Source organism: Rickettsia sp. Oklahoma-10, from assembly GCF_039954865.1.
Taxonomy (GTDB): domain Bacteria; phylum Pseudomonadota; class Alphaproteobacteria; order Rickettsiales; family Rickettsiaceae; genus Rickettsia; species Rickettsia oklahomensis.
Map to the genome: position 1 here is coordinate 66128 of NZ_CP157197.1, position 11812 is coordinate 77939.

An 11812-nucleotide genomic window follows, 5' to 3' on the forward strand; every position below is an offset into this window, starting at 1 on the left:
GAAAAAATTTGCTGAATTTAAAGGCAAGACATTAGATCTTTTACTCTTTTTAAGAGCTTAGGATGAAGAAGGGCAAGGGTAGCAGATGAATAACCATTCTCTTATATTTAGACTGTAGCTATAACATAGTGTGTTGAAGATAAAAATAACTAATATTCAAAATGTGTCGTATGAATCATGGAGCTACATAATATTTGGAGACATGAAACAACCAATATACTATTTAGTATCAGAAAAACATAATAGATTATATAGCAGATACTGTTAAGCTTATAGATTTATATAATTCTTTACCTATGAACATATCAAATTTTAATTTGTCCATACATGAAATCACACAAGCTGCAAGAAGCAACAATCTTACTACATATGATATTAACCTATTTATTAACTGCAATATGCATGAAAAACTTCCTATAGCTATTAACGATAAAGCATTAATCAATGTCATAATAACTGCATTCCGTTATTAAAAGAAAATAATCTGCATTTTTCATAAAAGACTATGGAAATTTTAAAATCTTTTATTATACTTAAACATAATTATATAAATAAAAAATTATCATGGTTCTAAATATAAAAGCTCCTGAAAATATAATATTAAAGCCAACTATTATGGTTTTCGGCGTTGGAGGCGCAGGTAGTAATGCGGTAAATAATATGATTAATGCTAATCTGCAAGGTGCTAATTTCGTAGTAGCTAATACCGATGCACAATCACTAGAACATTCTTTATGCACCAACAAAATACAACTTGGTGTTTCTACAACTAGAGGTCTTGGGGCAGGAGCTTCTCCTGAGGTCGGAGCACTCGCTGCACAAGAATCGGAGAACGAAATCCGTAGTTACCTTGAAAATAGCAATATGGTATTTATTACAGCAGGTATGGGAGGTGGTACAGGTACCGGTTCTGCACCGGTTATTGCACGCATTGCTAAAGAACTAGGAATTCTTACTGTCGGAGTAGTAACTAAACCTTTCCACTTTGAAGGTGGTCATCGTATGAAAACTGCCGATACAGGGCTTATTGAGTTACAGCAATTTGTTGACACTTTAATTGTAATACCGAACCAAAATCTATTTCGTATTGCCAACGAACAAACAACATTTACCGATGCGTTTAAAATGGCAGATGATGTATTACATGCAGGAGTTAGAGGCGTAACAGATTTAATGATTATGCCCGGACTTATTAATCTTGATTTTGCTGATATTAAAGCAGTAATGAGTGAAATGGGCAAAGCAATGATGGGTACAGGTGAAGGTAACGGCGAAGATAGAGCAATTAAAGCAGCAGAATCTGCAATTTCAAATCCTTTACTGGATCATAGCTCAATGTGTGGTGCAAGAGGAGTATTAATTAATATTACCGGTGGTGCTGATATGACCTTATTTGAAGTCGACAATGCCGCTAATAGAATTAGAGAAGAAGTCGATAATCCTGATGCTAATATTATTTTCGGTTCAACATTTAACCCGGAACTAAAAGGGATTATTAGAGTATCGGTAGTTGCTACCGGCATTGATGCCGATAAAGTCACAACATATACACACTCAATAGCTAAAACTACCAATACAGTGCCTGAAGAAGCCTATAATGAAGTTATAGCACAACCTACTCAAATAGAAGAAATTCCTGATTTTAACAGCTATAGTACTGAAAATATCGAAATTACCGATTCTCCAATGAATCAAAATTTTATTGGAAATGAAGATGTAGAATTACAGATAAACACTTTCAACAAATCTGAAGAAGAATCACCAAAACCATCATTTTTAGGGAAAATATGGGGTTCTCTGCGTGCTTCAAATAATTACACTTTAGAACGTAAAAATGTCGTGAGTACGCTAGATCAAGATAATAAAGAGTCTGATATTCATGACATACCAGCTTTTTTACGAAAGAAACGAAATTAGATTAGAATACCTATATAATTTCAGAACAACATAAAAAAGAATTACTAAAAATAACTGGAAATTCTCCCGCAGATATTACAGCACTATTAAACAATATAGATAAAACAGCGCAAGCTCTCTTGAGCTTATCTTAATTTGATAGAAACATTAACTTCTGGTATTAGTGACGAATAAAAATATTATAAGACTGTACTGGCATTTATAGAATTAAAACAAAATAATTTTGTGAATATATTTGGAAAATCAACTATAATGTCTCTCAAAGTATTCTTAATTTCAAATATACAAAATAATCACAACAATTAAATATTATTTCCCAAAAGGATCAACCTTAAAGAACAAGTTACTATAAATGTATTATTATATTGGTGCAAACGTAATTTTTTTGAATCTAATAAAGGATCAAAGTATATTTTAGATTACCAAATAATGAAATGTTTGCTATAAAAGTTTTTAGTTAAAAAAATCAACCTATATTAAAAGAAAATGTGTTAACTACGTGAATGCCTTAGTGCTGTGATATAGCCGGTGGCAAAATAAATTTTTCTTATAAACTTCCTTTAGGTGAGATGGATTTTAATTAAAAAATAACCATATGCTCAGAAAACTATATTATTTCTTATATTATATTTTTAAATACTCATTGACTAGCTAATACTGATAAGATACTACTCCCTCCTCTACGCAGATAATCAAAAGCGATATATAATTCATTTACTTACCGAGTCCAATGAAAAAACGCAAAAAGTAGAATTGCAAGCAACAAAAAACGTAATGAAAGATTTATAACAATGTTTGGTTCGGTAGTACGCTGGTAGAAATAAAAACCTCAGAAGGATGTGGATATAATTATTATGTAATTGATCAGCCTGCTAATACAATATGGCATACCCAAAAGTTAAGGCAGCAATGCAACTGGTAAGTATATTTTATACCAAAAATAGTATATGCTCCAAAAGATATTAAATTGCGTTACGTTATTTGGAATCGATATAAAACAATTAATTCTGCAAATGAAGAATAGTATACAAATACTATTCTTCAGAAAAAATTTAATCTCCTATATGGCATTACTAATTAAGTATAGATATAGCCGAGCTTAAGCGACTGAACAAAGTGTAACAATCAAGAAAAAATAATAAAAAATTCTGTAAATCAGAATTTTTACTGGGTTGCTTAGTCAATTTATCAGTATAAATTTCTTCACAATAACTGTTCAATTCTTATAGTTAGCAATAATAACAACTTATTAAAAATCTTCCTCTACAGCTTCCACTTCTTGCACTTCCGGCACAAAATGTTTAAGCATAGACTCAATACCGTTTTTTAAGGTTATAGTAGAGCTTGGACATCCAAGGCATGCACCGCGAAGAGCTAATTTCACTATACCGCTTTCAAAGCCTTTATATATTATGTCACCACCATCTTGAGCAACAGAAGGACGCACCCTAGTTTCAATAATTTCTATGATTTGTTTCTCTATTTCTGAAAACCCATCAAGGTTATGCTTTACATTATCTGCCTTTGTGCTTTCTTCAAATACCGGAAATCCTGAAACAAAATGATCCATAATAACCATTAAAATTTCAGGCTTTATAATTTGCCAATTACTTTCAGCTTGTTTAGTTACTGTTATAAAATCCCTACCGAAAAACACTGATTTTACATTATTAATATGAAAGAGTAATTCTGCAAGTTTACTTTTTCCTTTTACTTCAGCAAGGTCACTAAAAAATATAGGCCCTGCGCTACTTACTTCCTGTCCAGGGAAAAATTTTATTGCATCAGGATTTGGAGTATCTTCAGTCTGAATAAACATAATTAAAGCACATTAAAAATTTTTAACTATTATAATATAATAGAGTAATATTATGATTTAGGTAAATATCTAAATTAATAATAAGCCGGTATAAAAAAACCTGCTACAACAAAAAAAAATAAATCCAACCTAAATAAGTAGCTGCATAACCCAAAAAATACTATAAAGCATTATAGTACTAATATAAACAATGTAATTAAAGCAAAATTTGGATTATACAATATAATAGAGCTATAATAGTTTAATTGATAGAAAAAATGCAACTAACCAAAGCAAGAATTAAACAATATTTATATCCTTGCTTACTTAAAGGAGCAAAACTTACTTTTTTTCAAGTAAAGGGCCCCCTAAACATTTAAATATATGAACAAAATTAACTAAACTAAAAAGACCTATAGTTATTTAATCAAAACCGGATGCTTGAAGCCCAAACGAAAGAGTTGAACCGGTAGTAAATTAAACCTCTGGGCAAAGAAATTATTAATATAAAGCAAATGTTATATATTGAAATCGTAAAAAATTCAAATTTATAAATTTTTCCTCAGTATATAAAAGGATTTGATGACATTCTTGTAAAATCTATGTCATTTCTGCTTTCGCAGGAATGACATCAGAGCCATAAAAAGACGTCCTACAAACTACGATACTTTCTGTCTTTTATTACTGTAACTGTTACCATCAAAAGTTCTTCTTCGGTTATTATTAAATGAATTAAACTCTTTACTATCACCACCGGTCCTTTTACTAAATAATCTTTTACGATTATTTTTATTTCTAAACTCACTGTGTGGGGTAGATTCTCCTTTATTCACTAAACGATCAATTGCACGCCATCTAATAACATCCTCAGGAGAAATAAAAGATAACGCATGTCCAATAGCCCCTGCTCTACCTGTCCTACCTATTCTATGTAAATAATCTTCAGGACACATAGGTAAATCATAATTAATAACATGCTGTGTATGAGGAATATCAAGCCCTCTAGCAGCTACATCAGTTGCCACCATTATTCTATGGTTTGACTTACGAAACGATAAAATTACTCTTTCACGTTGACGTTGACTTAAATCACCGTGTATAGCTTCTGCTTTATGATTCTCATATTTTAACATCTTAGCTAATTGAGCAGCAGAGCGTTTAGTCTTCACGAAAATAATTACCGACCCTTCCCTATTATCAAGTTGTTTAGTTAATTCACTAAATTTCTCTTTATCAGCAATATGTATTGATTCCTGTTTTATTTCTGCAGCTGCTTTATTAGTAGCACCTACCGTAATACGCACCGGATTATTGAGATATTTTTGAGAAAGATCCATAATATGCTTTGGCATAGTAGCAGAAAACATTAAAACTTGTCTTTTTTCCGGTAAAAATTTATTGATTTCTTCTAACTGTGCTTTCATCCCCATATCAAGCATTCTATCCATTTCATCAAGCACGGTTATGCCTATGCGATCAATTTTTAGACTTCCCCTATTTAAGTGATCAATAATACGCCCCGGGGTACCTATAATCACTTTTGGATTCCTTTTTAATTGGATACATTGTTTAAATATCGGTTCACCGCCTATCAAAACTGCACTATTCATTTTATAGGATGTAGTGACTTTGTTGAAAGTACTGTATATTTGCGTTGCTAATTCTCTAGTCGGAACAAGAATTAAAGTAGTAGTTTTATTTTTAATAAATGAATCAATTACTGGCAATAAGTAAGCAAGTGTTTTTCCTGAACCTGTCTGACTAGAAGCAAGTATATCCGAACCTATCATTGCAATCGGAATCGATTGCTTTTGTATTTCAGTCGGCTCAGTGATATTCATTGTCTCAAGAGCAATAATTAATTCTTCAGATAAATTAAAGTTTTTCATTATATAATCCAATATAGTTTTAAATCAAAATATGCACATTATTGATTAGACCTGTTACACAACCCATTGCTAAAGATAATTAAGACATTAACTCTGCCCTCTCATCCTCACACACTTAACCAGTGTACACTGTACACTGCGTATAATAGAAGCATCGTATTCCCATTATTAAGATATTAAGTTATGCAAGATTTCTATTGTATAAAAAATAAGTTAAATTAAAATAACTACTTAATATATAATAATTACCCTGAATCAAAAAACATGCTTCACTAGATTACAAAACACCAACTAAATATAGAAAACGATAAGAACGGATGAAACTATTTTAAAATTTTATTCAAGCCAGAATAATACTATTAGATTTGGACATTTTCATACCCTCCCCTCAATTTATTATACTTAATAAAGTATATAGGTTATTATTAAGACAAAAACAAAACATTTACTATTTTGATAAAGATGACCAGGTAACTAAATTATAAAAAATTTTGGATAGATGCTTTTGGTTTTTGGTATTATAATATATTTATTTAATTCTGAGGTTAATAGCATAGGCTTTCCCTTGCTTTTCGTCAAGATCAAAAATTACACCTTGTCCTTCCTTAAGGCTATGTAAACCTGCTGCATCTACAGCTGATTTGTGTACAAACACATCTTTGCCACCATTTTCCTGTTCAATAAAACCAAAATTCTTCGTAGCATTATACCACTTAACTTTACCTGCTATATTTGTAGCCATAAAAACCTTTATTAGATAGAAATTACTTATTTGAACTTAAATCACACTTATAAAACTAAAACTTATTTAAGCCTTACCTCTATATAAAGAGCCGAAAATTCATTACGTAAATGCTACCTTACCTTACGGCATTTGTCAATAAACATGTCAATAACATGCAAAAGAAAGTATTACCTTCTGCAGTGAGTCTATCATATTATTACTATTTTGTCACTATTTAAGTTAATTATCTAACAAATAAAAATAAGCTGATGCTTTAAGTTTCATATTTATATTAGTATCATAATATTTATTATTTAGTGCTATATAATTTAGATTTAACAAGATTTAATTTTACTGCAAATTATAAGTTTTTTCAAAATAGGAATAGCTATTCCTACACAATACTGATTAATTTTCACTAAAAAATAATTTATATTTCATGTGCAGAACCTAATAAAAATACTTGCTTTTTTTCATTTTTTTTATTAATCTACACCCACTTAGCAAGTGCAACCTCAATATCCACAGCTGCCCGCGTGATGGAATGGTAGACATAACGGACTTAAAATCCGTGGAGCGTAAGCTCTTGCCGGTTCAAGTCCGGCCGCGGGTACCATTAAAATTAAATGCACAAGTCTCTACTTTCAACTGTAATGCTAAAGCATTGAATAAAGAACCAGTATTATCAAAACTTGGATTTCCTTTGCGATAAAATAATTTTAATGTGCTTCTTTAGATATTTTTACTACCTATCCTCTTGCTATAAAAACAGCAAAAAATAACTCCCTGTTATGTATCTAACAAAAATATTTCTCCAAAGCTTCATTAATATAAGCTACTAATATAGTAAAAGTTAAAAAATATTTGTTATTACAACTTTTGCTTTAATTATAATCAACTATTATTAACAAAAATAAGAAATAACTTTTATGGAAGAAGATATAAGCTCTTGAAATGATTAAATTATATTTCAAGTTCAAAACCATAAGATTTCTATCATAATAGAAGAAAAAGCAGTAGAGTATAAATTACAACAAGAAGCAGAAGCCAAAAAAATTAGATAAAGCTAAATATAAAATAAGACGTGAGCTTATAAATACAAATTTACTAAATTCAAGTTATAATATTTCACAAGTAGCAATCCTCAAATAATCTTGAGGAGTAAGATTTTCAGCACGATCATTATCATTGATTTTCAGCTGAGTTAGTAATGCATTTTGAGCAGGTGCAAAATTCTTCAACGACGATTTGATCATTTTACGTCGCCCTGCAAAAGCAAGTTTTGTTATTTGCTCAACTTTATTTATCACAACAATAGACGGCAGAGTTTCTAAAGGTATTAATTTAACTATAGCAGAATATACTTTAGGAGGTGGATAGAAAGCAGTCGGCGCTACGTCAAAACATTTTTCCACTTTAGCTATTAACTGACATATTACTGATAACCTGCTATATGCTTTAGTTGAAGGCATAGCACAAATACGTTCTACTACTTCCTTTTGCAACATTAGTGTCATACTAGTAATTAGCCTAGCTTCTTTCAGCCATCTAATGACTAATTCCGTACCTATATGATACGGTAAATTAGAAATTATAGTTACTTTATCATAACCTAAATCAGTCAAATTTATTTTAAGAGCATCCTGCTTAATAATACTTAGATTAGGATAATATTCTTTAATCTCATTGAGTAATGGAATACATCTCTCATCTGTTTCTATAACAGTTAAGGATTTAGGATTTTTCTGTAATATCGATCTAGTTAACCCTCCGCTACCAGGACCTATTTCTAATACTCGGCTATTTTCTTCAAGATTACTCACACGTACGATTTTATCACATAAACTACTATCAAAAATAAAATTTTGTCCGTGTTTTTTAAGAGGATAAATTTGATGTAAGGCTACATGTTTTGCAATTGAAGGGAGCATAGATTAATGTTGTTCTAAAAAGTAGAGTTTTTGCATTGATCAGAAAATGCTACTGGTATCATCCCTACGAAAGCAGGAATGATACTGACCATATAAACAATTAAGACGGCAACATTATTTTTATAGATGCCTTTTTACGCATATTTTCAAACATTTTTCGCGCTTTTTGTGAAATCTTTTTATTGGTTAAGAAGTTTACTACATAATTATTTTCATCTTCATTAACATTTAAGATTTTTTTGCTGCACACTAATATTATTTCAAATTTGTTATTTACTTTAAAAACATTACTTGCTTTATCAGGAGTTAAATCCTTTACAATAGTTTGTTGTACATCGTCTATTTTACTAAGTTTATCGGTAATAATTTGCATAGTAGCAAAATTATCATAAAGCGATTTTTTGACGTCGGCACATTTTTTTAATCGATTTTTTAAATTATTCATCTGTGTAAATGCTTTATTGCCAATATCTTTAGATGTAAATACTTGCATTGAAATTTCTACGTCTTTTTGATCACTAGATAAAATTGCAACATCTATTTCTTTATTACTTACTTGCACCGACCTTGATAAGGTTGACAAAATATTCATTTTAATCAACTCAGATTTAATTTGAGCAATAAAACTATTAGGATTGACTGATCTACTTTTTAGATACTGAAGAAGAGAACCATTAGGCATTTTATTACGATCTTCAATAGATTTAATAGCATTATCTATTTCTTCTTGCGGGATTTCTCTATCTCTAGCATATTGAAAAAGCAAAGATTCGTCAATTAAACTCTTGATTACCAAGTTACTGAGCTGTTTATCTTGAGCAGGCGTTAGACTCTCAAAATTATTTAGCGCTATAATCATTTTTTTTCTAGCACGAAACTCATTAAGAGTAATAGGTTCATCATTTACAGATGCTATTATATTTGGTAGTGAAGCTTGTACTACATTAAAAGTAAAAACAATACCAACTATAAGTAATAATTTTTTCATATTTTTCAGACTCACATAACGCAATAGTTAGAACAATTTTTATCCTGACTATCGATAAAAGGTTAGATAATCAAGCGACTTTATTGTATGGATCGATTTCATTCCTGCGAAAGCAAGAATCCAGCTCTCTCTTTCCAAGATCATACTGTGGCTTGAACACAGTATCTAGAAAAAAATCAAGACTGTAATACATTTTCTAGATTCCACCTAGGAGGAAATAACATATGGCACTTTTTCTAGCCATTTGAAACTTACATGTTTAATACTTTTAAACCGATAGAAAGAGTAGGTGAAGAAGTAGTCTTTTTGATTCCTCTACTTCCGTCAGCTAAATAATCGGAATAAATCTTTGCAGTAATTCTAACACAATCTTTAGCATATGTCACCCTAATAGTTCGAGTAAGTAAATTTGGGGATCGTTTAGAGAGATCAATACGTCCACCAAAGCCTACAATCCAATTGTCCGCTAGTTGATAATTTATGTCTCCATAAAATTGCTGCACTCTATTATTTGCAACCCTTGTATTTTCTACAGAATAATATTTTTTAAGCTTTGCAAGCTGAATAAAACTACCTAAACAGTTAATTTTATTATAGTTAAAATTTCCTCCTACTTCATATCTGATAGGCCTAAAATGTTTATCTTGCCGGAAACTATAAAACAATTCTAAATTATTAGAAATATTAACTAAGATTTGACCGACATTTTCCGTATCATCAGCGGGTAAATCTATACTATATCGTGTGTTACGGGACTGCCCTAAAAATAATTTTAAATAATTTCCTTCTTTAGCAATACTAGTATTTACACCATAACTTAATCTATTACCGAAATCATGGCAATCAATACCGCTATAACGATTGGATAAAAAGATATTTTTTTCAGATAATTCATATTGAGCAGGATCAATTATAACAAATTTTTTGTCTTTCTTAGATAATTTATGTCCCATAGTAAAAGACACTACCGGCTCAATAAGTAAATTTATCATTCTTGTTATATTACCTACTAACGGATAACGCCACAAAATTTGTAATTCCGGTATATTTCGTTGGAATGATTTAGTGTCTCTCGTTTTATCTAAATAGACTCGTCTTGCAAGGTAAAAATCACCTCTATCCTTAGCAGCAAAATCAAAAATTTGTCCTGAGGAAGTTATAAAATAATGAAGAATCGAAAATTGTAAAGAAGTTCTAGCAAGTTGTGTTCCTATCCTTTCTTTGTACATTAACGTATTATTTTCAACAACAATAAAACTATTATCATTTAAATTTATCACGTTTTTTGTATTGATTTTTGGGAATACTAGCGAATCAGTATACTTACTATCATTACTAACTAAGTCTTGAAAACTTAATCCTTCCAACGAAAAATAATTAGCCTCATGAATTTTATTTAAGAATATTTTAGAAGTTAGATATGAAGCATAGCTATTATAATAATTTTTTAAATAAGCTTTATCCGATGTACGTTCTATCCTAAAACCGTAATCATAAACTTTATCGTTACTAATAAAACTGCCACTTGCTATATAATGATAAGAAGAAACTTTTTGATTTTTTACTATACTTCCATCTTTTTCTAGAAAATAGGGTAATTTACCGTAACTACCTTGAAAATTCATATTATCAGTATTATTCGGGCGATAACGTGCTTCTAATTCAAAAGTTTGATATTTACTAAAAATGCGCGGAGTGAGGGTAAAATCCATATTAGGTTTTGCATATAGATATAGAGGTATACCAAGTCCTTTGTTTTTTATGTCTGGCACTAATAACCCGGAAGTTGCAGGAGCTGTAGGAGTCGGATGGGAAAAATATGGCAAGAAAAAAATTGGTACTCTATATACTTCAAAAAACACATTTTTATAAACTATTCTATGCTCTTCAAAGTGAATATAAGTATCCTTAGCAGCAATTTGCCAAATAGGATTTCTATTACAAGTAACAACACAAGGCGTAAATTCAGCATGGTGCAACTTAAGATTATTTTCATCTATTCTTTCAGCAAGTTTAGCAATTAAAAGATTATTATAACCTGAAAGCAAAATGAATTCTGATATGACACCCTTTTTAAATTCATCTTTTAAAACTAATTGAGAACCCTCTATTATTCTATTTTGTTTATCCTTAATGCGGATATTACCTTCTGCCCATAAAATATCCTTTTTTATATCATAAAGTAAATTATCTGCCTTTAATAAATACTCATCTGTGATAATTTGTATATTACCTTTAGCATATATCAAACCCTGAATTCCGTTATACTCTACAAAATCAGCTATCATATTGCTTATCTTAATATTGTGGCCCTTCTTAAAATTATCAGCAAAATTTATCAGAGGAGATATTATAATAATAAACAAGCATATTATTCGCAGTAGCATTTATATTAATAACTATATTTTAATAGTAAGAAATAATATCAAGCTATTAGTAATATATCAAATAATAAAAGTTTTACTTGCTCTTTTGCAGTGCACGGTTATTCTATTGAGAATGTATGTTATATAATTTTTTTGATTCCTGCATGACTTTGGTAAACCACCTTGTCCTACCGTTGCT

Annotated in this window: 8 protein-coding genes, 1 tRNA gene and 2 pseudogenes; 3 read left to right on the plus strand and 8 right to left on the minus strand. The window is 30.2% G+C overall.

The window, feature by feature from the left end; translation table 11 throughout:
• Positions 1-247 precede the first annotated feature (247 nt).
• Positions 248-451: a hypothetical protein gene (locus AAGW17_RS00370; RefSeq protein WP_347938987.1), complete on the minus strand. Its 204-nt coding sequence runs from the start codon at positions 449-451 to the stop codon at positions 248-250.
• Positions 452-564: 113 nt separating this feature from the next.
• On the opposite strand from AAGW17_RS00370, the gene ftsZ reads away from it, so the two are divergent.
• Positions 565-1917 carry a cell division protein FtsZ gene (gene ftsZ / locus AAGW17_RS00375; protein ID WP_347938988.1) on the plus strand — a complete coding sequence of 451 codons (1353 nt, stop codon included), beginning with the start codon at positions 565-567 and terminating at the stop codon, positions 1915-1917.
• Positions 1918-3166: 1249 nt separating this feature from the next.
• Here the strand turns inward: ftsZ and AAGW17_RS00380 are convergent.
• From AAGW17_RS00380 to AAGW17_RS00395, 4 genes and pseudogenes are all read right to left on the minus strand, one after another.
• On the minus strand, positions 3167-3736 hold the full coding sequence (locus tag AAGW17_RS00380) for a NifU family protein (protein ID WP_347938989.1): 570 nt from the start codon (positions 3734-3736) through the stop codon (positions 3167-3169).
• 247 nt (positions 3737-3983) lie between these two features.
• Positions 3984-4271: pseudogene (locus AAGW17_RS00385) on the minus strand (MFS transporter); the annotation flags it as partial.
• A 103-nt stretch (positions 4272-4374) separates the two neighbouring features.
• The gene (locus tag AAGW17_RS00390; RefSeq protein ID WP_347938990.1) at positions 4375-5604 is read right to left on the minus strand and encodes a DEAD/DEAH box helicase; all 1230 of its coding nucleotides are present in this window, start codon (positions 5602-5604) and stop codon (positions 4375-4377) included.
• A gap of 529 nt (positions 5605-6133) precedes the next feature.
• Positions 6134-6346, minus strand: a complete 213-nt coding sequence (locus tag AAGW17_RS00395; protein ID WP_347938991.1) for a cold-shock protein — start codon at positions 6344-6346, stop codon at positions 6134-6136.
• A 512-nt stretch (positions 6347-6858) separates the two neighbouring features.
• On the opposite strand from AAGW17_RS00395, the gene AAGW17_RS00400 reads away from it, so the two are divergent.
• A tRNA-Leu gene (locus AAGW17_RS00400) sits at positions 6859-6944 on the plus strand.
• A gap of 502 nt (positions 6945-7446) precedes the next feature.
• On the opposite strand, the gene rsmA is transcribed toward AAGW17_RS00400, so the two are convergent.
• The 3 genes from rsmA to AAGW17_RS00415 form a co-directional block, all read right to left on the minus strand.
• Positions 7447-8259 carry a 16S rRNA (adenine(1518)-N(6)/adenine(1519)-N(6))-dimethyltransferase RsmA gene (gene rsmA, locus AAGW17_RS00405; RefSeq protein ID WP_347938992.1) on the minus strand — a complete coding sequence of 271 codons (813 nt, stop codon included), beginning with the start codon at positions 8257-8259 and terminating at the stop codon, positions 7447-7449.
• 100 nt (positions 8260-8359) lie between these two features.
• Positions 8360-9247, minus strand: coding sequence for a SurA N-terminal domain-containing protein (locus AAGW17_RS00410; RefSeq protein WP_347938993.1), 888 nt, complete (start codon positions 9245-9247; stop codon positions 8360-8362).
• A 251-nt stretch (positions 9248-9498) separates the two neighbouring features.
• On the minus strand, positions 9499-11634 hold the full coding sequence (locus tag AAGW17_RS00415; RefSeq protein WP_347938994.1) for an LPS-assembly protein LptD: 2136 nt from the start codon (positions 11632-11634) through the stop codon (positions 9499-9501).
• On the opposite strand from AAGW17_RS00415, the pseudogene AAGW17_RS00420 reads away from it, so the two are divergent.
• A pseudogene (locus AAGW17_RS00420) lies at positions 11600-11781 on the plus strand (hypothetical protein). The gene AAGW17_RS00415 and the pseudogene AAGW17_RS00420 overlap by 35 nt on opposite strands.
• The last annotated feature ends 31 nt before the right edge of the window (positions 11782-11812 follow it).

Coding starts and splice junctions, on each gene's coding strand:
- AAGW17_RS00370 (WP_347938987.1), bottom strand. CDS start 451: ATGACATTGATTAATGCTTTATCGTTAATAGCTATAGGAAGTTTTTCA.
- ftsZ (WP_347938988.1), top strand. CDS start 565: ATGGTTCTAAATATAAAAGCTCCTGAAAATATAATATTAAAGCCAACT.
- AAGW17_RS00380 (WP_347938989.1), bottom strand. CDS start 3,736: ATGTTTATTCAGACTGAAGATACTCCAAATCCTGATGCAATAAAATTT.
- AAGW17_RS00390 (WP_347938990.1), bottom strand. CDS start 5,604: ATGAAAAACTTTAATTTATCTGAAGAATTAATTATTGCTCTTGAGACA.
- AAGW17_RS00395 (WP_347938991.1), bottom strand. CDS start 6,346: ATGGCTACAAATATAGCAGGTAAAGTTAAGTGGTATAATGCTACGAAG.
- rsmA (WP_347938992.1), bottom strand. CDS start 8,259: ATGCTCCCTTCAATTGCAAAACATGTAGCCTTACATCAAATTTATCCT.
- AAGW17_RS00410 (WP_347938993.1), bottom strand. CDS start 9,247: ATGAAAAAATTATTACTTATAGTTGGTATTGTTTTTACTTTTAATGTA.
- AAGW17_RS00415 (WP_347938994.1), bottom strand. CDS start 11,634: ATGCTACTGCGAATAATATGCTTGTTTATTATTATAATATCTCCTCTG.